Raw genomic sequence first — 22,510 nt, 5'->3', positions numbered from 1 at the left:
CCTTTTTAGTTGTTCAGGCCAAGACGTTCACCGGCATAGGAGCCATCCAGCACGCGCTGCCACCAGGTCGTGTTGTTCAGGTACCAGTGGACCGTTTTTTCAATTCCGCTTTCAAATGTCTCTTCGGGCACCCAGCCCAGATCGCGCTGAATTTTCGCCGCATCAATGGCATAACGCAGATCATGACCCGGACGGTCTTTCACAAACGTAATCAGATCGGCAAACTGGCTGATATTGCCCGGCTTGTGTTCAACCACTTTATCGAGAATGGCGCAAATGGTGCGCACGACATCAATATTTTTACGCTCGTTATGACCGCCGATGTTGTACGTTTCACCACTGCGGCCTTCCGTCGCCACTTTGTATAGCGCCCGGGCGTGATCTTCCACGTACAGCCAGTCGCGGATCTGTTCTCCATTGCCGTAGACCGGCAGCGGTTTGCCGGCGAGGGCATTGAGGATGGTCAGCGGAATAAGTTTTTCCGGGAAGTGATACGGGCCGTAGTTGTTGGAGCAGTTGGTCACCACCACCGGCAGGCCATAGGTGCGGTTCCAGGCGCGGACAAGATGGTCGCTGCCGGCCTTGGAGGCAGAGTACGGGCTGCTTGGCGCGTACGGAGTCTCTTCGGTGAACAGATCATCGGTACCGTGCAGGTCGCCGTAGACTTCATCGGTCGAAATATGGTGGAAGCGGAAAGCCTGCTTCTGGGCCGTATCGAGAGCTGACCAGTACTGGCGGGCAGCTTCCAGCAGGGTGAAAGTTCCAATCAGGTTGGTCTGAATAAAAGCAGCAGGCCCATCGATAGAGCGGTCCACGTGACTCTCTGCGGCCAGGTGCATCACAATATCCGGACGGAAATCGCTGAACTGCTCTGCCACAGATTTGGCATCAGTGATATCTGTCTGAGAAAACGAGTAGCGTTCATTACCAGCAACCGGCGCCAGGGACTCAAGATTACCGGCGTAGGTGAGACAATCTATTACGCGTACTTCGTCGGAGGTGTTTTCAATGATATGACGAACGACTGCAGAACCAATAAAACCTGCACCGCCAGTGACAAGGATCTTCATATTTAACTTACCTTTTATTACCAGAACCTAAAAAAATTCGAAATATATCCATCAGGATATCAATATCATATTAAATGATTTCCTTTAGAAAAATATTTGCAAATTACGTTTTTAAAAAATTAGGATAAGTGAGTACTAATTACAGGAGAGAAATTCTATTTGTGGAAAATTTATGCCCGGGTTAATACCCCGGGCAAATGACACTACAAACTTTACTCCATCCACTCAGTGTGGAACACACCTTCTTTATCGGTACGCTTATAGGTATGCGCACCAAAATAGTCACGCTGCGCCTGAATCAGATTAGCAGGCAAGACTGCAGAACGATAGCTATCGTAGTATGCGATGGCTGCAGAGAACGTCGGAACCGGAATACCATTCTGCACTGCATATGCAACTACATCGCGCAACGCTTGCTGATAATCATCGGCGATCTGCTTGAAGTAAGGCGCCAGCAGCAGGTTGGCAATGCCAGCATTCTGCTCATAGGCATCAGTAATCTTTTGCAGGAACTGAGCACGAATGATACAGCCGGCGCGGAAGATTTTCGCGATCTCACCGTAGTTCAGATCCCAGTGGTATTCATCAGAAGCCGCGCGCAGCTGGGAGAAGCCTTGAGCGTAAGAGACGATTTTGCCCAGATACAGAGCGCGGCGAACTTTCTCGACGAACTCCGCTTTATCGCCTGCACTCTTCGCCTGCGGTCCGGTTAGAACTTTCGAAGCTGCCACACGCTGATCTTTCAGAGAAGAGATATAGCGAGCGAATACAGATTCAGTGATAAGTGACAGCGGTTCACCGAGGTCAAGAGAGCTCTGGCTGGTCCATTTACCGGTACCTTTGTTTGCCGCCTCATCGAGGATCACGTCGACCAGGTATTTGCCCTCTTCATCTTTTTTGGTGAAGATGTCTTTAGTGATGTCAATGAGATAGCTGCTAAGCTCACCTTCATTCCATTCGGTAAAGGTTTGGGCCAGCTCTTCATTAGAAAGCGCGAGACCGCCTTTCAGTAAGGCGTAGGCTTCTGCAATAAGCTGCATATCGCCGTATTCAATACCATTGTGAACCATTTTGACATAATGACCAGCGCCATCGGCGCCGATATACGTTACGCACGGCTCACCGTCTTCAGCGACAGCAGCAATCTGCTTAAGAATTGGAGCGACCAGTTCATAAGCTTCCTTCTGACCGCCAGGCATGATTGAGGGGCCTTTAAGCGCGCCTTCTTCACCGCCGGACACGCCGGTTCCGATGAAGTTAAAACCTTCAGCAGAAAGCTCACGATTACGACGAATCGTATCCTGGAAGAAGGTATTACCACCATCGATGATGATGTCACCCTTGTCCAGGTAAGGCTTCAGAGAGTCGATGGCATTATCAGTGCCTGCGCCCGCCTTCACCATTAACAGGATACGGCGTGGAGTTTCGAGCGACTCAACAAACTCTTGCACTGTATAATGTGGGACCAGCTTCTTGCCGGGATTCTCGGCAATCACTTCTTCGGTCTTTTCACGGGAGCGGTTGAAAACGGAGACGGTATAACCGCGGCTTTCGATGTTGAGCGCAAGGTTACGCCCCATCACTGCCATACCGACAACCCCGATCTGTTGCTTGGACATTACATACTCCTGTCAGGTGTGGTCACTGCGACCTTTCGCAGTTGATTGTTACAGATATGCTAACGTAAACTAGCTTATACTTATAGTTTTATATTTTAAATACAGGGACACCTTTCAAAATTAAATATAATGTTACATATTATTTTTGGAGTGTAGCAAGAAACCACTAAAATAACAATTTTGCACTCAACATCTAAAGGTTAACATGAAGCGACGTACTTTATTTAAATATTTAGGAATTGCGACATTAAGCGGTTTTATTAATCAAAATGAAGCTATTGCAAATATAAGAAAAAAAAACCCTGAAAATTTAAATGCAATACCTATCCTTAGTCTAATAAAAAATTTAAATCTTTCTAAAAATGAAGAATTAAATATTTACATTGGAGGAAAGGGAACGGATTCTTTTATAAAAGAAAATCAAATAATATATTACACTAGCAGTTTCAGTACAGATAACATTCAACCATTAAAAATAAACAGCAATAACATTAAAAATGTCCACATATCAGTTGAAGCCAAGGAAATTTCAATTGCAATTGCTAATAGTAAAAATGAAGTACTTTATCTATCTAGGTGTCTGGAATTAGAGAACATCACTCCAGAAGCAAATAAAGAATTAAAAACTTGTGACTCCTTAGGTGATTTAAGAAACACCACACCTATTTATAATAATCAAAAAATAAAAGTTAGAGCGCATTCGCCACATCTTGACAGTGGTGGCGGAGTTTTCTTTTTTGATAAATTCGATACTCAGAGTTTGGATAATGATGGAACTATAGTCGTCACTGCCTCAGGAGATAGATGGAAGAGAGTCATCGATAATTCCATTCCTCAACTGGAAGCTACATGGTTTGGAGCTTCTATAGACTTGAATTTAGACTCATCCAATGCACTTCAGAAAACTATAAATGAAGCAGAAAGATTAGTCAAAAATAAGAAAGCTAAACGAGTTTCTATAAAACTCCCTGCTAAAATAAATACGGCAAGTCCCATATACCTAAATCCTTCTTATGCCTTTCTGGAACCAAGTGCGGGAATAACAGAATGGCAAATAGATAGCTCATCTGAATTATTCGATAACAAATACGCCATATACATATCCGGAAACGTCAACAATAGAGGTAGCGAGGGAGATATCCCTTATGTTAACACCACAGTTTACATATTATCACACATATATATACATGAAAAAAATAATTCTAATAATATAAATTGTATCAAGCATTATGCAACACTAAACCATGATAAAGGAGTCTCAGAAACAGTTTCTCAGCTAGGTATACTAAAATGTCGCTTTACAGGTTTTAATGATATTTACAGTAATGGTGATAATGGTTGGGGCATTTGTTTTTGGGAATGCGGTTTCGACAGTTACAAACGTGCCGTTGTATTATATTCAGGAATTAATAATTCAGAGCGAATTAGTTTTCGAGAATGTGTATTCCAAAATGGCAAATTAGCATTCGACATTGATGGATGGACAGGCGGTTTGCTGATAGATAATTGCTCATTGAATTATAACTCTAGCGGTGAAATAAGAAATAAAGGTGGCCATATTATCGTTAGAGGTGGACACATAGAAAACAAAAAAAGAACAAGACCTGTTTGCATAAATAGTGACACTCCAAACTCAATTGGAAAGGCAAAATTCCAAGACGTTACCTTTGTTAATTTTGGAATAGATGGCAATGAAATATATTTATTTACATCTACTCGAAAACATAACTTAATACTTGAAGACAATAGATTTAGCTGGGCTGAAAATGAAGTTAAAGGCCTGGTTGCGACTAGAAACGCTAAAATAACGAACTCTACCGGTTGCATATTCGTAAGGAATTGGCATATGAGCGGAATTGAAGGAAGAGCACCTTTTGTATCCGAGGGTTTAATACAAACACCTTTACCAAAATTTCTAACAACAAAGACCACAGGAAAAATAAAAATAGAAAAAAACATTCAAAGTGACGATTTAACCATTAAACTTTTAGCACAAAATAAAAAAGCAAAACAATGTAAAATCCATACTTACTGCCCAATCACAAACTCATTTCAACATAGATTTTTAACATGGATGATTATATTTGAAAAAATAAAGATAAAGAACCCCATCCTTATCTCTGTTTATGGTTTATATGAAAATGGTGAAATATCGAACAGACTTGGTGAAACCATTGCATTCGCCGGCGACACTAATCAATTAAGCCCTATGAACTATGAAAATTATATCAACGAAAATTTCCAAAGCATTATGTTTGAATTTGATATGTCAAATGCAACGGAAGGAGATCTGCTATCTATATCTAATCTAGGTGCAATCCTGTACAATTAAGTTAAGAAAAAGCATCATGTTTGATGATATCTTCATGATGCTATTTTATTAAAACTTAAGCGACTAAAAGCAATTAGTACATTCACTTACTTAAATCTTTTTGTAAGAAAATATTTAACGCCATCACACTGACTTTTGACCCAGTACTTTATATAATGATTTTTTTGTTTTGAAGCCAGAGTAATTAAAAGTTGGTGAATATTATTTGTAATAAACTCTCGACATTTCATCAAAAATGGGACGTGCTTCATACCAAAAAGATAATACATATTTCTCATCCTATAATAACGGCGTAGTGCAGAGTGAACAGGTAATTTCCACACTAGAAATTTTATATTATTATCACCAATTGTATGTTTCATACATACATTAGTATCAGCATAAATTTCATAACCATGCCCTAATGCTCTTAAGCACCATTCCGTATCTACATAATCTATAAAAAAATCTTCATTCATTGTACCAATATCATCTAATACTGATACTGATGTGAACATGCCTGATGATATTATAAAGGATAATAATAATGGGCCTGAACCGTATTTAGGTGTTATTCTTTCACGAACCCCAAATTTATTTAATTTAATTTGCGGATACATAAAACCAAAACGGCTGTCTTCAAATATCGGCCCAATTGCTGCGATTTTTTTATCACGGCTTAACTTGGAATAGGAAGAATATAAGCCTGTTACAAAATCTGTCCCTATCGTACTATCTTGATCGAAGAAAATGAAATATTCTGCTTTCATCTCTTTTCCATGAACAATTCCTATATTTTGGGCTTTGGCAATACCAACGTTCTCCTCTAGTTTGAGATAGGTTACATTAGGACTGGAAAAAAAATATTTTGAGATATCAGTAGAACTTCCATTATCAATTATCCAAGTATGAGCAACTTGTTGATTTAATGTTGAAGAAAGTAACAGAACATTATCCTTATCAGGATTAAAAGTAATAATTATTGCATGAATAACAGGCATTGTAACACCACTGTTCAATAGGATAAGAAAACACCGACAATACTAGAATAAAATTGTCTTGCAGCGTAAAGCATCACTAAGAGATAACCAAACCAACGAGGTTTGAAGCAATCAATTACAGCTGGAAATAATAATGGAACCGTAATAAAACCAATTAGCGTATAAAATCTATTTGATATTTCCGAATTAAAGGAAAGAATAAGACCAATAAAAAGCTGGAAGGATAATATCTTAAGTAGAATTATGTTTAGCTTTACCGTTAAATCGCCTTTCCACAGAAGAAGTAGTAAGAAGCAAAAGGAGATTACTCCTCCAACGTTCATTATAATTAAATTGTTTTCTCTATACACCCCCTGAGATTGCAGGTCAATGTATGTTGTTCCTTTTCCCTCAAGGAATGAGGGTAAGTATACCAGAAGAGACTGAATGTCACCAAGGCCGGTATTTGATACAATATATATAACAAGCCCCAAAATAGGCAATATTGCATAAAATCTCTTATTTATACCCTCACCTGAAAAAAAATAAAATAATATTGAAACAATAGCTGAATAATGAAAAAAAGTAGCCAAAGCTATCTTTGATATGAATCCGATTTTATTACGATTAAGTATATCTTCAAGAGACCATAAAATTAAAACACATGCTAACCCAATTCTTATCTGGGTCATATCATGCAGAAAATAGTAAGTTGAAATGTATAGAAAAAGAGTAACTAGGGGGTATCGCGATAACCTATAGAACAATATAAGTTTAAAAGAAATTGAAAGAGTTGCATAAAATAAAAAAAATGAAGTTATATTATTACCAAAAATGAAGTTATTAATGTATAGGATTAACCAAAAACCAGGTTCTTTATCCATAAAGTCAATCGATGACCAACCGATAAAATATCGGACAAAATCAGCATACATATGGGAATCTGGATCAATTCCGATGGGCCTTAGCCCAGAACAAAGAATTAAAACGATCCCAAAAAACATAAAAAATATAATATGCATGATGTTTTTATGATTATTTGCACTCATTTTACCTATGCCCATTTTTTATTTTTCTAAGGAGTGTGATTAGTACATAACCAATTTTAAAGCCGATATTTTTATGCTTTTTCATATCAATCAATACAAATATTCGTTTTAGAAATGGCATTTTTTTGTAGTTAGAATGGAGCTCAATGTCAAAAAAATCGTTAGAAATTCTAGAGCTTTCTTTTAAAATCTGCGGCGAAAAACTATTACTCCAGAATACATAGCATAAACTTAACTGATCTCTTTTGGACCAGTTATTCAACTGCTCCCACCATGACTCCATTACTTTTCTAATAATCTCATCATTATGCTTTCTAAGTAAAATGTTATTCTCATACAAACCATTTTTTTCGGGATAACTCTGTTTATGGTAGAATGCCATTTGGCTTCTTATTATTTCCTCTCTGTCTTTTTTTTGTAAAATACATATATCCGCCTCATCATAAATACAATTCCTGTCTAAATGTTTTGGTAAGCACATTAAAAAATCTGATGTACAGTACTTCTCAAAAAAGGGGAGGATGTTATTTTTTAAAATAATATTTCCATCTATATAAAGGCTGAACTCATATTCTTTCAGAAATAGATGAGGTAAAACTTTAACCTTTCGATTGAGCATATGATCGGAAATAATTTCATCACTAATTAATCTTATATTCCATTTATGTGATGTAAGATTAGGATTATTAGTGAAGCATATAAGATCTACATTCTCATCTTGATCAATCTCAGGGTCAAGCAGGTAATCATAGTTGCCAAAAATACCGGTGTATACAGCAAATTTTTTCTTCATATTATAACTTCCGTTTAGTAATGCCTAATTTACCACGAATGCCGTCATAAACAGCCAAGAGTATTAATGACAATCTATCTGTTTTTTTCAATGCAATAGCTTTTATCGATAGTTTTAAAAGCAAAACAAACATGTTAAAAAAATATAAGGGCTTATTATTAACTCTATAAAAATATTCAAAAAAGGATCTATTACGAAATGTATAATAAATTCTAAAGCTTTCCCCTTCTTCTAACACAGGGGATGATAATTTTTTTTTGTGATTTTCTGCCTTACTTCCCCAAGACTGATCAATGTCTAGAATCTTACTATCTGGTACTATGAAAATATTCCCACCACCTGAAGTAATACGATATGAAAACTCAATATCGTCAATATAAAGAAACATATCCTCAAGCGGAAGCCCTATCTTATCAAGTAAACACCTAGGGATTAATAGTCCCCCATATGGTGCTATCGGTGTTTTAATTCTCGTAGATTCTATAATCTTTACACTCTGTATTCTTTGGCGACTAAAAAAATCATAATGCATGAAGCTATTGGATGTTCCTAATAAAACATCATCATTCTGTTCTTTTGTGAAACGAACATAATATTCCCGGTCCTCCCTTAATGCAAGTAAAGCAGAATTCATTCGCTCTTCGGGAGACAACTCTTCATTCCAATATTGTAATAGTGATAAATAAGAATTTTTCTCCATTAAATTATCATCATCTAAAAGCAGAAAATGATTAAATTCAGTACACGCTTTAGCTCTCTGCAATCCAATAGAGTAACCACCTGCAGAACCTAAATTATGATCATTTCTTATAAGCTGGATATAGTCATTATTGTTTAGTGCAAAATCATATAATTTTAATCTATTTTTCTCAGGCGAACCATTATCAACTACAAATATCGTTTGAACACCATTTTCAATGCAAGCATTAGCAACTTTTTCAATTAAACTAAATCTATTACCATAAGTTACTATAATAGCACAAACATTCATTTTAATTACCTTACACTTTTATTTTTCGCAGTCGATTGACTATCAATATTAATAAAAAAAGCTCGCTCATCACAGAAACAATTGAAGCCCCAATGTCATTGAATAATATTGAAAAAATAATCATCGATACAATACTTACTAACCCAGTTATTAACACATATTTTGAAAAATCCTTTTTATAATTTAGCGCCACAAGCCCTAATATTCCATAATAATAATTCAGGCCACCAAAGAAGATAACCAATGACATAATTCTTATATTTATGGCCACTTGGTTAAATTCTGCGCCGACGAAAATTTTGGCTCCAAAGTCGGAAAAAATAAATACCCCTAAAGCCATGCAGCCATAAGAAATAAGAACTAGCCATTTATATTTTCTTGAGAATTTATCATAAGAAAATTTATCCTCATGGAAAGATTTAACTAAATGAGGATATAGTGCATCCCCAATTACGTTTTGTAAGGTCTGTAAACTACGAATTATTTTTTCAGCTACAGAATAATATCCAGTAATTTGAGATGTAGTAAAAATACCTAATATCAAAACTGCGGAATTCTTATATAACGAGGAAAATACTCGTGACGTAAAAATATGCCAACCGTCTTTAAAATAAATCTTTATAGTTTCCATTTTTACTAATTTTAAAGAAACTTTAAAACTAAAATGTACTACGAGCATTGCAATAAAACCAGAAAGCAACATCGAAATAGAAGTTAAGGCCGGAATATAAATATAATCATTCTGAGCATTGATTACTGTAAATATCGATATCGTAAATATTAACTTTATACCAACGTTAATAAATGTTATATATCTCATTCTTTCCATTCCTTGGAAGAACCAGACAGGGAATAAAGATTGTCCAAAAACACCAAGATAAGTTAAGGCAAATATAATTTTATGTTCTTTAAATTGTGGAACTAATTCAACTAAGCCAAGTAACACTATCAAGCATAATACACACAAGGATAGTTTAATATAAATGACACAACTGTAAATCTCACTTAGCTTATTGTTATCATATCTATTTATAGATACTTGCCGGGTAGCACTGAGATTAAAACCAAAATCAGTAATTATTTGTAAATATGTGCATACCGCAGTAGCAAAAGCCAATAATCCAACATTTTCAATTCCGATGACTCTTACAAGATACGGAACAGTTAAAAGTGGAAGAACATAATTTGCTATTTGTAAAAGAAAGAGAAAAATAAAATTCGATAAAATTATTCTTTTTTCTCCATCAGTAGTGATCTTTTTAATAAATCGCCGCACGTCAAGACACCTTGTTGTTGATAGCATTTAGATAGTAAGTTTTTTTTTCTTCGTCAGAATATTTTTTTGTGTCAAACGATTTTTCTTTACAACTTAAATAATATTCGTCTAAATCTTTAATTTTACGTGCAGGGACACCCGCATAAACGGCATTTGCTTCTAAATTTTTAGTAATAACTGAATTAGCCCCTACAACCACATTATTTTCAATAACAACTCCAGGGAGGATCAAACATCCAAACCCAAGATAGACATTATCACCAATCGTAATTTTATTTATAATATCCCAGTCTGGATGTTTATCCCTAAAAACCCATAGTCCACCATCATGTGTTTCAAAATGTACTTTAGTTGCTGAAACATGATTACCTATACTCACAAGATAAGGTTCTGAGCTAAAGGAAACATCAATTAACCTACAGTCATTCCCAACAGAAACTCCTATTTTCCTTGCCCATTTCACTTGGTCATTTTTACGTAAATATCTTATGTAAATTTTCTCAATAATTTTTTTTAGTAACATAATATCGAGCCTATTCATAAGTGGAAAGTATGCAACCTAATACATACTTTCCGAATAACAAAATTTAGTTTACAATTTTGTGATTATTTTCTATAAAGCACTATTCCAATCAGAAAGACAATCAAGAACTATCACCTCGTCTTTAGTGTCATTAATAATATGACACACCACAGCAGTTCCAATAAACCCGTCAGCACCAGTGACAATAATTTTCATGTTGTCCTTTAATCTATCTTAATGTTTTCACAAATGAAATGTCCAAATCGCTTATATAACTAATTAACAATATTAATTAAAATCCCAATACCTTTTATGCATACTAAGTTTTCTAACCAACTTAGCAGGTAACTTTTGATACTGTTGACCTAATTTATAGCCGACTATTTTCATAAAATTATTTATAAATGCCAAAGGCACCCATAAAGGCGCATTTTTAAGTAAAAATTGCAACTCTGACATAATGAATTTTTTTCCTTCACCCTCTGCACCTCCGAAATCACGTCTAATCCATGGCTCATTTCTATGAAATACACCAATATCAAAATATCTTTTGAACTCTTCAACAGGTGTATAGTTATGGGAATGTTGCACCATCGCACTTGATACATATGCAACCTTATAACCAGATTGAATTGCCTTTGCGGTATAGTACATATCTTCACATAATATTGTATTCGAGGGAAAACCATCTAGCTTACTAAAAACAGATAACCTATAGGCAGAAAATGAATTCGACATAAAAACTGTTTTCAAACCCATTTTAGGTATATTTTCCAATCCGCATACATAATTTTTTTCTGGGTAATTAAAATATCGTGCATGTGTTGCTAAAGGATTAGCATTTGAATGTGGCAGTTGTCGACCATATGCGCATGCAACCTGTTCATCTTCAAAAACCTCAATTATTTTTTCAATAAAACCAGACTGAGGTATCGAATCTTGGGTTAGAAAAATCACAATATCATATTCGTTAATAAAATTATTTACTGCTAAATTCCTTGTTCCACCATGATTAAAATTACTACTAGGAATCGTAACCACATCAAATAAAGCTTTATTTGCTATTTCAGCTGTATTATCTTTGCTACTTGAGTCGATAACATGAACAAAGATATCATCAGGTGCATATTTTTTAATATTATCTACAACTGACTGCCAAATTTCCCCACCATTATAAGTTGGTATTGCGACATAGTATCTCATATAAAACTCATTATTTAAAATAACATTTAATAGGCGCCATCTTTTTTTAGTACTACACCAACCGTCTTAAACAGAATAGCGATATCATTCCACATAGACCAATTTTTAACATACCAAGCATCAAGATAGACCCGAGTTTCATAATCGACATCGCTACGACCACTAACCTGCCATAATCCAGTCATGCCTGGCTTACTTAAAAGGTAATAATCGACCTCTTCATTATATCTTTCTAACTCTGCTGTAATGATTGGACGCGGCCCCACTAAACTCATTTCACCTTTCAGCACATTAAACAATTGAGGTAACTCATCCAAACTGGTTCGGCGAAGAAATGCACCAATTTTAGTAATTCGAGGGTCTTTTTTTAATTTAAATGTTGCATTCCACTCTACTCTGGCAGAGGGATCGTTCTCTAATAATTCTGCAAGTACTTCTTTTGAATTAATAACCATAGAACGGAACTTAAGGCATTTAAATGATTGCCCTCCTTTACCAATACGTTCATGCCCATAAATAGCTGGGCCGCCATCTTTTTTTACTTTTTGGCTTATATATAACAAAAGTGGTGATAATAAAATGATTATAGCTATAGACCCTACAATATCAAATAACCGCTTTAAAATACGCGATGACCACTTTGCCAGATTTTGCTGTACCCGAAAAATCATTACTTCATGACTAAATATAAATGACATATCTGTACTATCTAGAGGCATTCCACGTAATGTAGGTATAACAGAAATATAACGGTAGCCTTTGATCATAAAATTTCTCAGCCAAGTATTACGCATTTCACTCTGATTAGATTCTACCGCAACAATGAACTGCGTTTTTTTGTCTTTAGTCGCTAACCACCGTATATCATCAGGTAAGACATCTATATTTTCAATGCTCTTACCTGCAGATATACCACCTTCGCTAGCAATAAAGCCGACGATTTTTAACCCCAAGTTACGCTCACTGCTTATAGCTTTATAGGCTTCATAAGCATTTTCTCCACTTCCAATAATCCAAGTATCACGGTGCCAATAGCCGAAAGCGTTTAAAATACGCTTTGTTACCATACGAGATATCGGTACAAGAATCAGGATAAGAAGCCAAGTGAGTCCCCATAAATACCGCGAAAATGACCAATCAGTAAAAGCAATAACGGCAATTTCGATAATTGCAAAAATAACCAATGTTCTAAGTATTTCTTTTAATTCAAACCAAAAAGTTTTTCTATAAAAATAATGACGTAAACGCATTGAATACCAGCCTACGCAGCAAAAAGCTAATAACCAATGCAGAGCCACCCAGCCATTTATTTGAGCGAGAGATAAAATTTTATGATTCTGTTCAAGAGAAATCGATAATAACCCCATAGCTAGATATATAGATATAATAAAGCTAATAAAGTCGGATATAGCAAGTGTAACACTGACTATGAAACTTCTGCCGAGAAGTGTCATTCTAACCTCTCAATATTTATTATTTATTGTATATTATTTAATAGTTAACAGCTAACTTATGGATGATTTAATTCTAATATAGAGTAAGGAACGGAATATAAGAGCTCCGCCCCTTACTCATTTAATTATTTCTCTTTGTAGGAATAACCATAGTGTGTATAACCGTAACCATAATAGCTACTCGCTTTTTTCACTATCCCATTTAATATACAACCTTTAACTTGCACACCACTTTGTTCAAAACGTTTAAAACTAACCTCAAGCTCTTTAACTGTATTTTGCTCAAAACGAGCGACAAGCAGCGTTGTACCTACATAATGTCCAATAATTGCAGCATCCGTCACAGCTAAGATAGGTGGCGTATCAAGAATAACTATATCATAATTTTGACTGGCCCACGTCATTAACTCATTAAATCGTCTGTGCATTAATAATTCGGCTGGATTAGGGGGAGCTATACCTCGAGAGATATAATCAAATCCTGCAGCAGGCACAGTTTGAATTGCCCTAGAAATATCTATCTTTCCCGAGAGAATATCGGATAAACCATTTTCATTACTACGCTCAAATAATTTATGTGTATATCCTTTACGCATATCGGTATCAATAAATAAGACCCTACTCCCCGTCTGAGAAATTATAGCTGCGAGATTGGTACTGACAAAAGTTTTACCCGCATTAGGACTAGCACCGGAGATCATTAATACATTATTCCGCGCTTCAATCATAGCGAAGTGCAGACTAGTACGTAGCCCGCGAATCGCCTCAATAGCTAAATCGGCCGGATTTTCCAAAGCAAGGAAACTTTGGTATTCTGGCACATTTTTTTTGCGTAAGCCCGGTGCCTTGCTAGCTTTTTTGGCAAAGGTCTCGGACACTGGAATACTTGCATAGACATTAATGCCTATCTCTTCCAGTTGCTCAGGGTTTTCAATACCACGTCGCAAAAATACACGCAGTAAAACTAGGCCTACTGAGACTATTCCACCTAAAACAATCCCAACTAATATTATTATTATTTTTTTGGGTTTAACAGGTTTAGGTTGGGATATTGCATTATCGATAATTCTTACATTGCCTATAGCACTAGACTTAGCAATATTAAGCTCTTGTTGACGATTCAAAAGTTGCATATACACCGCCTGTCCTGAATCAACATCACGGCTTAACTGCAATATATCTTGCTGCGTTTTTGGCATTCCTGAAACACGTTGATTTAGCTTTGCCTTCTCCTCCTGCAAAGTCTTACGCTTCTCCATTAGTGCCTTGTAGGTAGGGTGCTCTTTCGTGTATAACTGCGAAATCTCCGATTCTCTAAATGTCAGCTCATTTAACTGATTATCAACATTGACTATCTGTTCCAGAACTGACTTTGCCTCTAAAGACAAATCGACTGAGTCTTTTTGTCTACGATACTGGTTAAGCTTATCTTCAGCAATGTCTAAATCATTACGCACTTTTGGTAATTGCTCGTTAAGGAACTCCAGACTCTTAGCGTCTTGTGCTGCCTGCCTAGCGACATTTTGTGCAAGATAATTGTTACTGATACTATTCAGAATATTCTCTAGTAAAATTGGGTCTGGACCAGTTAATGATAAGCTTAACATCCCCGTATCTTTACCTTGATCGGCAACTGAAAGTACCTCTTGTAAATCTGTAATTGCTTTCAACTTACTTACATAAGATATGCCAAATACTGAACCTGATTCCGCCTCGATATTATCAACTTTAAGAGAGATACCATTAGAGTCAAGCAAAACACCGACCTCACCTATCATCGCTATATCATTAAAAACAACGCTGTAGTGATTTTTATCCTTTACAGTTAGCTTCAACTTGGGAATATCCGAATCACTGTCTGATGGCAAATAAAGTCTACTTACAGTCAATTTACCCGGCTTATCACCTGTTAAACGTGCCCACCCTTTGCCCAATAATGGAAAATGGCTTTGCTCTATTCTTGCCTGCAGATTGAGATCATCAACTGTTTTCCCTAAGATCATGCGAGACTGTAATAGAGCTATTTCTGGTGCAGACTGGGGTTGGCTATCAGGTAACATCTGGCTTAAGCTATTTAAAATTGCATTTCCTTGTTTTTGCTCAACCTGTAAAAGCGCATCGGCCTGATAAATAGGGGTTGCAAATAATGCATAAAGAAGAGCAATTAGCGTAAAAAGAGATGTAACGGATATAATTAGCTTTCTATGATCAATAAGTTCTCCGACTAACCGACCTAAATCTATTTCATCCGTCTCTTTCTCGACAGTTCTGTTTTTAACTGATGACATGCAATGATTCCTGATAATTATGCGCCCAACTTCTCGACCCAACGTAATCCAGCCTGCTCTATCAACTGATATACTGAAGCAAATGCTTCATCACTTTTTCGATAAGGATCAGGGATTTCTTTGTGATTTAACCATTGACCGAATAACATAGTTTTCCCTCTAACTTCAGGAGCGATCCGTCCGATTTGTTCAAGATGAGATTTCTCCATAACTAAGATCAGATCATATTGCCTTCCAAGCGAAGAGGTAAATTGCCGACCTTTATGCCCTGATAATGAAATCCCGTGTTTTTCTGCAATTCGAATAGCGCTATCATCCGCACTATGTTCAACTAATGCACTGGTACCCGCTGAATCAATTTTCTTATTAGGTAATGCTCGCCGCAAAAAACGTTCGCCAAGTGGTGAACGACAAATGTTTCCCGTACAAACAACAAGAATAGAATCAAACATTATTGCATATCCTTGATAAATTTTACGGTTTCAGTCATATCGTGCACTCCACTAATAGTCGGAACTAACTGCGAAATGACACGGTTCCAACGGACCAGAGGTGCAGTAGTTACATAGACAATATCATAGGGTTGTAACTGAAATTCTGTTCCTAACACCATTGCGGATGCATCTTGAGCGTTCAATTGATAGATATTAGCAATCTTACCCTGTTTATCTCCCTGCAATTGGCGAATCACAAACACACCTGTAGCATCGCTGAAGGCTTGTGACATCCCTTCCGCATTGCCTAGTGCTTCAGCCAACGTCATACCACTGCGATCCATCTTCATGGTACTCTGTTTACCCACTTCCCCCATGACAAATACTTTCAGATCGTCATTACGTGGCACAAATAAAATATCGCCAGGATAAAGCATATAGTTCTGAGTTAGATCACCTTTCTGCATCAACGCATATAAAGAGATTTTAGTATCTTTACCATTATGCGTAAGCACCACATTACGCCAATCTGCATCGGCTTCTAACCCACCAGCTGCATTTATGGCATCCATAACGGTTAGCGGTATATTCGTAATTGGTTGCTGGCCTGACTTAGCAACTTCACCAGTGACATAAGCTTTCTGCGATCGAAACGCAGCAATACTAACATCAACTTGCGGACTTTCAATATAGGTAGTGAGACGATTCGCAATCTCTTGTCTCACTTGCGTTAGCGTTTTACCCGCGACCTGAACTTTACCAATATACGGATAGAAAATTGTCCCATCTGAGTTTACCCAGTTACCTGTATCACTCGCGCTACGATATTGACCAGCAGGTGTTGTTAACTCAGGGTGATCCCAAACAGTAACCATCAACACGTCGCCAACACCAATGCGATACTCATAGCTTTTTAGCAGGCTATCTAATTGTGGATTCGAACGGGCAATGACCGGCTCGGGACGGAGTTTATCTATCAGGCCGGGCGTCATGGGATAAACATTGACCAGCTTATCCAAATCATAATCACTATCAGGTAGTTCAACTACATTCTTACGAAGGCTATTCAGACCCTGGCCCGGCAGGATTGTACAGCCCGATAAAAACCCTATCGCTAATGCCAATGCAGAAAATCTAACAATTTTTTTCTTCATAATGTCACATCATCAGTAAACTAAAAGTGGCTCATTCCCAAACTACCGCGCGTTTCTATCTCTTCACAGACAGCTGAAGCCAGCACTAACGTATAGTCATCCGGCTTCCTGAATTCGCTATAGCCAGGCTATAAATTAAATGGTATTTCAATCCCGGCACTGGCACCGACGTCGTCGCTATCACTGTTATCAGCATCGGTGTACCAGAGGGAAGTATTCAAACGCACTGATTTATACACATCCCCGCTCCAGCCCAACTGAACTCCTTTCAGAGTATCCGATTGCGGGAAGGCTTTATTAATCGACTGACTTCTTGGATTGACCTTGGCATAGGCCAGGCGAGCGCTCCAACGTTGATTATCTTCTGTCACCAATTCAACCTTACCGGCATACAATTGACCATCTCCCCCCATTGCGTCACCCAGCGGATAACCCTGCTGGTAATACCCGTCGGTATAAATATGGTGGTTATAGCTGTAGTTCAGGCGGTCCATGTTGGATCGGGTGTCATGTGCTTCCACATACCAGTTGACGGCATCTTTCCCCCAACCGTGGTGCCCCTCAACTCCTCCCAGGAACATATTTGCAGAGGGAAGATATCCGGCCTCGTCTTCACCAATAAGTTGACCATAGAAACTAATCGGCCAACCAAGCGTAGGCTCTAGCTTAAATTTAAAATCAAAACCCGCTAGCTGGTTACCCGGTTCATTCGCTGTACCGGTGTTATCTTTTCCCGTAAAACCATCCCAGAAGCTGCTAAACGATTCCGGTCTCCCCTCCCCGCCCCACTGCATAATGCGCGATGCGCCCAGTTCAAGGGACTGGAAAGGAGAAAACGTCAGACGCCCGCCGATAATTTTGGTATGCGGTACGGCGGTATATTGATTCATCTGGCTGGCGGAAATCTGATACTGCCACGGGCCAATCCAGCGCAGCCACCAGGTTTCCGGTGCGCCCTGTTCAGCACGCTGCATTAAAACGCCGGTCATTGGCCGCATCGCATCACCGCGGATCAGGCTGCCTTCATAACCCGGCCCCCACCACTGCGGCATCTGACCAAATGAGAGCCACTGGTTCCAGAACTTAACCGCGCCATAGGCGCCGTTAGCATTAAAACGTGAACCGTTGCTGATGCGCTCGTCACCTTCAACGTTACCCTGCAGGTGCACATCCCACCATTCGCCGCTGTTATTAAAGGCTAATGATAAAGAGCTATCCGCAGGCTGGTTCTGACCAAAGCCCTGCGGCGTTCCGGGCTTATCCGTTGAGGTATAGCCGCTCACCCGAAAATCCGCTTTTAAAGAGTCGAGGCGCTGGTTGATTCGCGCCAGAACAACCTGTTCGGAAGAGTAAGAGGGTTTTGCCTTCTTAAGGGCCCGGTTAATCTCTTCCTGGCTCAGCGGCCAGGTCGACAGGCTGAGATGAATAACGCCTCGATCGGAGAGCCACGCCAGATCGTTGCGCAGTTCGTTGTCATTCATCACTAACCCGGAGGCATAGGCAAGTGAGCTGGCAGAAGTAAGCAGCCCTAATGCGAGTGCGATTCGCGCAATTTTTATCATTGTACAAGATCCATTTAAAGCCCCGTTTTCGCAAGCTGGCGCGACAAGGGGAACACTGATAGATGCAGCGCCCTCTGACGCCAACCTTTGCTATGTTTGGTCTACAGGTATTGGCCCGAGAAAACGAAAGCATGCCGATCGGAACGCCGTGCTAAAGCTCGTTTTCTACTCGCAGGCTACCTGCAGTACACAATGTATGCGAAATTGTTATTGAAGGCTATTCCATCGCACCTCATACCCGCAGTTTATCTGCCCGCCTCAAGACGAATACGTCCTGATTTGATGACAACTCGCTAGTATATACAGGTTGCGAGGAGAATCACCTGCATGGAGTCCACTTTAGGAATTTCTGTCGCATAAAATGAGATGTGATATAGAGAAAAGGCCTGGTCGCAGGTACGCTACCGCCCTTGGCTTAACAGCTACCAATGCACTGTACTTCTTTCCCTGTAAATTCGATCGTAGATTCCGATAAATCGGCGATTAATCCATCAAAGCAAACAATTTCGCGGCCATAAGTTTACGAGATTCTACCCTCAATTGGGAGCGTAATCTCACATTATCAGTTACGTTGCCAGCGCCACGAACCAATTGCCGATAACGCTATTGTTTTCTGCTCTTCACGTAAAAATGGAACCAGTACAAAGCAACTGAATAATCTCAACTTTATGATTTTATTGCTTTTTTCACCACAAAAAGTGTGTTGACTTAGCTTCAAGTTAATTATAGTTAGTCAACTACAAAAATTGATAGTAAAAAGAAGTATGCCACGCTGTTGTTATCATTAATAAATTCGATATTTAGCCAGAAAACTTATTTAGGAAACATCCTGGCTGATTATCATTGCGCTAATTATTGCGCAGAATGACCCATCACAAATTTATTTCATGGATATGAAATATCGCCGCTACTGACACTTTCATCATAAATTTCATATTGCATACAATGTGAACACGACATGATTCTTTCTGAATCCTTCATCTTTTCCACGTTTGTCTGAATCAGTAAAATCGCTTATGCAGATCGGCTCGGGTAAAAGGTTTTTCCAGTGGGCCAATCTTCACCGCAATCTCGTTCAGCAAAGATTGGGTTGGCGCCTTCGCCCCCGTATTCAGCAGAAGCGCCGGGATAATCACCATGCTCGCCAGACTGCCAAAGGATAACCGCGCTGTATGAGTGGCGCGAACGCGTGACTGTAGCAGCAGAAAAATTGCGCTGCCTGCGGCTCCCAGCAGTAAGCCGGCAATGACTTCAGAAGTTGAATGTGCGTGGACCATCAGTCGGGAGTAGCCAACCAGTCCGGCCAGAGCATAACCCACTATGACAGCAGTAAAACGAAGAGCTGGTGTAGCACGCGCGCACAGCAGCCATAAGAGGATTGGCCAGAAAGCTGAAGATAATGCGGTGTGCCCGCTAAAGCCAGTGAAGTCCAGCTCGCGAATCCCAATACCCCAACCCATAAATGCCAGTTTTGATGCGCAGACAATTGCGCCGGTTATGCCAAACAGCAGCGCCCAGTGCCAGGCCAGCTGCTTTGAATCTTTTCGCAGAAAAAGCACGATAAACAATACTGCCGCACTGGGTAACAGTACGGTGCTATCGCCAAAAAAAGTGACAACCTGCCAGTTCATTTATCTTTCATCCTTTGACGATCTCTCCAGTTCGCAACGCCTTTCCCGCGACATTTGTGTGGGCATATGCAATCGTTAAGTTCACATTAATATGCACACGCTACCGTTGTTTAATGCGCAAACATGATCTCAGTCAAGTTTTATTTTCATGTTACACCTTGACTAAGGGCCGCTTACTTAAGAAAAATCTTAGTAAGTAATTATCAGCAAAGAGTAAATTTTGCTTGTCTGACCATTTCATCATGCTACGTCTTATTCGACTACCAGAAGTCTCCGAACATTTGCTGCGTTCAAAAGCGATACACTATAACAATAAAATCAGCTAACTCATTGTATTTATAGGGCTATTAACCAGTTCTACGCGCAGTATCTGATATTGTGAATTTGACGTTGTGAACGGCCTCGAATCCTCTTTTCGTCATCAGATAATTCGAACCGTTCACTCTCACGCGCTAATAAGCACTGACGCGAAAACTACGCCAGCAGCTTCTTAATACTCTCGCGGAATTTTGCCCCTTCTTTATGGTTACGCAGCCCGTAGCTTACAAAAGCCTGCATATAGCCCATTTTTTTACCGCAGTCATAGCTGTCGCCAGTCATTAACATCGCATCGACCGACTGTTTTTTCGCCAGCTCGGCGATGGCATCCGTTAACTGGATACGTCCCCAGGCGCCCGGCTCGGTACGCTCCAGTTCAGCCCATACATCGGCAGAGAGGACATAGCGCCCTACCGCCATCAGGTCGGAATCCAGGGTTTGCGGTTCATCAGGTTTTTCGATGAACTCCACGATACGGGCAACCTGCCCCGCCGATTCAAGAGCGTCCTTAGTCTGGATAACGGAATACTCGGAGAGATCGCCTTCCATCCGTTTGGCCAGTACCTGGCTACGACCCGTTTCATTGAAACGCGCCACCATCGCGGCAAGGTTATAGCGCAGAGGGTCGGCGCTGGCGTCGTCCAGAATGATATCCGGGAGCACCACCACAAACGGGTTATCGCCAATCAGCGGGCGCGCGCACAAAATGGAGTGACCTAAGCCCAGCTGCTGGCCCTGACGCACGTTCATGATCGTTACGCCAGGAGGACAGATAGCCTGCACCTCCGCCAGAAGCTGACGTTTTACGCGTTGTTCAAGCAATGCTTCCAGTTCGTAGGAGGTGTCGAAATGGTTTTCTACGGCATTCTTGGATGAATGCGTCACCAGCACGATTTCCTTGATACCCGCAGCTACAATTTCATCAACAATGTACTGCACCATTGGCTTGTCGACGATCGGCAACATCTCTTTCGGAATGGCCTTGGTGGCGGGCAACATATGCATCCCTAATCCTGCTACCGGTATAACTGCTTTCAAACTCACCATTTTCATATCCACCCGTATGGTTATAAACCTTTTGATCCTGTCAGTTTGTATGTATCACTGGCATTTATCAGTGATGATACACGCTTGATACCTGCCATTCTGTCCGTCAAATTCTGAAATTACACGCTGAATTTAAGAATACACGCAAAGTCTACATACCAATAGACAGTTTTAAGAAAATTCTTATACGCATACTTTCTAAAGAATTTCCATTTAATTACAATGAGTTACTCACCAGCAGCACCTTATTTTATTCATAAGGTAGCGTAATGACGCTCATCGCTTCTCCATCATTTCTCTTTTAATACCTTGTAATCTTTCATCATGAATTGACACAGAACAAGTGACTGCAAAAAAATAAAAATCCAGCCCAAATAATCAATTATATTGATAATAAAATTATTTAACGTACAAAAGCGCCTGAATTGCAGCCAATTACCCGTCACGCTTGACTTCACGGTCAGCAATGATATTGCTGAAAAAAACGACGGGCAGCCCGCTGACTTAAACCCTCTTCGCTGCTGTTTTTACCGCTCGCCATCACATATAACGCTCATTACATCGTCCTGCAAAAATTGATCTACGGCAAGCCACGACATTAAGTAGTATAAAAATCCAAATTCAAGAAAATCGTTGATATATACATCAAATCTATTGATTGACTCTTGCGTTATCTAAGTAACGTATCCGCCTTCTGCTGCAGAGCAGCATGGTCCTTCACCGCTCGGGTGACATCTGTCTTAACAATCGAGCGTACCGCCTCCGCCCGTATCGCTGAAATTTCGCGCGTTAATTAATAAGTACCAT

Annotated in this window: 17 protein-coding genes and 1 pseudogene; 1 reads left to right on the top strand and 17 read right to left on the bottom strand. The window is 39.3% G+C overall.

Annotated elements, in window-relative coordinates; translation table 11 throughout:
- Positions 1-5: 5 nt before the first annotated feature.
- Together rfbB and gndA are read right to left on the bottom strand one after the other, a co-directional pair.
- Positions 6-1,070: a dTDP-glucose 4,6-dehydratase gene (gene rfbB, locus JLG71_RS09080; protein ID WP_064404562.1), complete on the bottom strand. Its 1,065-nt coding sequence runs from the start codon at positions 1,068-1,070 to the stop codon at positions 6-8.
- Between the two features lie 212 nt (positions 1,071-1,282).
- Positions 1,283-2,689, bottom strand: coding sequence for an NADP-dependent phosphogluconate dehydrogenase (gene gndA, locus JLG71_RS09075; protein ID WP_064404560.1), 1,407 nt, complete (start codon positions 2,687-2,689; stop codon positions 1,283-1,285).
- Between the two features lie 205 nt (positions 2,690-2,894).
- Between gndA and JLG71_RS09070 the strand changes: the two genes are divergently transcribed.
- Positions 2,895-5,021, top strand: coding sequence for a hypothetical protein (locus tag JLG71_RS09070; protein ID WP_200914139.1), 2,127 nt, complete (start codon positions 2,895-2,897; stop codon positions 5,019-5,021).
- Positions 5,022-5,107: 86 nt separating this feature from the next.
- Here JLG71_RS09070 and JLG71_RS09065 read toward each other — a convergent pair whose 3' ends face one another.
- The 15 genes and pseudogenes from JLG71_RS09065 to galF form a co-directional block, all read right to left on the bottom strand.
- Complete coding sequence (locus JLG71_RS09065) at positions 5,108-6,001, bottom strand: glycosyltransferase family 2 protein (protein WP_074189053.1); 894 nt, start codon at positions 5,999-6,001, stop codon at positions 5,108-5,110.
- Between the two features lie 14 nt (positions 6,002-6,015).
- Positions 6,016-7,044 carry an EpsG family protein gene (locus JLG71_RS09060; protein ID WP_064407101.1) on the bottom strand — a complete coding sequence of 343 codons (1,029 nt, stop codon included), beginning with the start codon at positions 7,042-7,044 and terminating at the stop codon, positions 6,016-6,018.
- The gene (locus tag JLG71_RS09055; protein WP_064404551.1) at positions 7,031-7,822 is read right to left on the bottom strand and encodes a glycosyltransferase domain-containing protein; all 792 of its coding nucleotides are present in this window, start codon (positions 7,820-7,822) and stop codon (positions 7,031-7,033) included. The genes JLG71_RS09060 and JLG71_RS09055 overlap by 14 nt, the downstream gene beginning before the upstream one ends.
- Position 7,823: 1 nt before the next feature.
- On the bottom strand, positions 7,824-8,813 hold the full coding sequence (locus tag JLG71_RS09050; RefSeq protein ID WP_064404549.1) for a glycosyltransferase: 990 nt from the start codon (positions 8,811-8,813) through the stop codon (positions 7,824-7,826).
- Between the two features lie 10 nt (positions 8,814-8,823).
- A complete protein-coding gene (locus JLG71_RS09045; protein ID WP_163520791.1) occupies positions 8,824-10,089 on the bottom strand; it encodes an oligosaccharide flippase family protein in 1,266 nt (421 codons plus the stop codon).
- Between the two features lies 1 nt (position 10,090).
- Positions 10,091-10,612, bottom strand: a complete 522-nt coding sequence (locus JLG71_RS09040) for an acyltransferase (RefSeq protein ID WP_064404617.1) — start codon at positions 10,610-10,612, stop codon at positions 10,091-10,093.
- 111 nt (positions 10,613-10,723) lie between these two features.
- Positions 10,724-10,828 (bottom strand): annotated as a pseudogene (locus JLG71_RS28605) (hypothetical protein); the annotation flags it as partial.
- Positions 10,829-10,900: 72 nt separating this feature from the next.
- The gene (locus JLG71_RS09035) at positions 10,901-11,815 is read right to left on the bottom strand and encodes a glycosyltransferase family 2 protein (RefSeq protein ID WP_064404545.1); all 915 of its coding nucleotides are present in this window, start codon (positions 11,813-11,815) and stop codon (positions 10,901-10,903) included.
- A gap of 26 nt (positions 11,816-11,841) precedes the next feature.
- Positions 11,842-13,269, bottom strand: coding sequence for an undecaprenyl-phosphate galactose phosphotransferase WbaP (wbaP, locus tag JLG71_RS09030; protein ID WP_064404543.1), 1,428 nt, complete (start codon positions 13,267-13,269; stop codon positions 11,842-11,844).
- A gap of 125 nt (positions 13,270-13,394) precedes the next feature.
- Positions 13,395-15,557 (bottom strand): polysaccharide biosynthesis tyrosine autokinase, encoded by a 2,163-nt coding sequence (locus JLG71_RS09025; protein WP_200914135.1) that lies wholly within the window; start codon positions 15,555-15,557, stop codon positions 13,395-13,397.
- 17 nt (positions 15,558-15,574) lie between these two features.
- Positions 15,575-16,009: an arsenate reductase/protein-tyrosine-phosphatase family protein gene (locus tag JLG71_RS09020; protein ID WP_064404540.1), complete on the bottom strand. Its 435-nt coding sequence runs from the start codon at positions 16,007-16,009 to the stop codon at positions 15,575-15,577.
- Positions 16,009-17,145: a polysaccharide export protein gene (locus tag JLG71_RS09015; RefSeq protein WP_064404538.1), complete on the bottom strand. Its 1,137-nt coding sequence runs from the start codon at positions 17,143-17,145 to the stop codon at positions 16,009-16,011. The genes JLG71_RS09020 and JLG71_RS09015 overlap by 1 nt, the downstream gene beginning before the upstream one ends.
- A 128-nt stretch (positions 17,146-17,273) precedes the next feature.
- Complete coding sequence (locus JLG71_RS09010; RefSeq protein WP_182157798.1) at positions 17,274-18,707, bottom strand: capsule assembly Wzi family protein; 1,434 nt, start codon at positions 18,705-18,707, stop codon at positions 17,274-17,276.
- Between the two features lie 1,001 nt (positions 18,708-19,708).
- On the bottom strand, positions 19,709-20,338 hold the full coding sequence (locus JLG71_RS09005) for a phosphatase PAP2 family protein (RefSeq protein ID WP_016946204.1): 630 nt from the start codon (positions 20,336-20,338) through the stop codon (positions 19,709-19,711).
- 474 nt (positions 20,339-20,812) lie between these two features.
- A complete protein-coding gene (galF, locus tag JLG71_RS09000) occupies positions 20,813-21,709 on the bottom strand; it encodes a UTP--glucose-1-phosphate uridylyltransferase GalF (protein WP_016946203.1) in 897 nt (298 codons plus the stop codon).
- Between the last annotated feature and the right edge of the window lie 801 nt (positions 21,710-22,510).

Origin of the sequence: Klebsiella michiganensis, assembly GCF_015139575.1 — a bacterium.
GTDB lineage: Bacteria > Pseudomonadota > Gammaproteobacteria > Enterobacterales > Enterobacteriaceae > Klebsiella > Klebsiella michiganensis.
The sequence above is the reverse complement of the archived record's forward strand: the minus strand, read 5'-3'. Positions and strand labels throughout refer to the sequence as shown.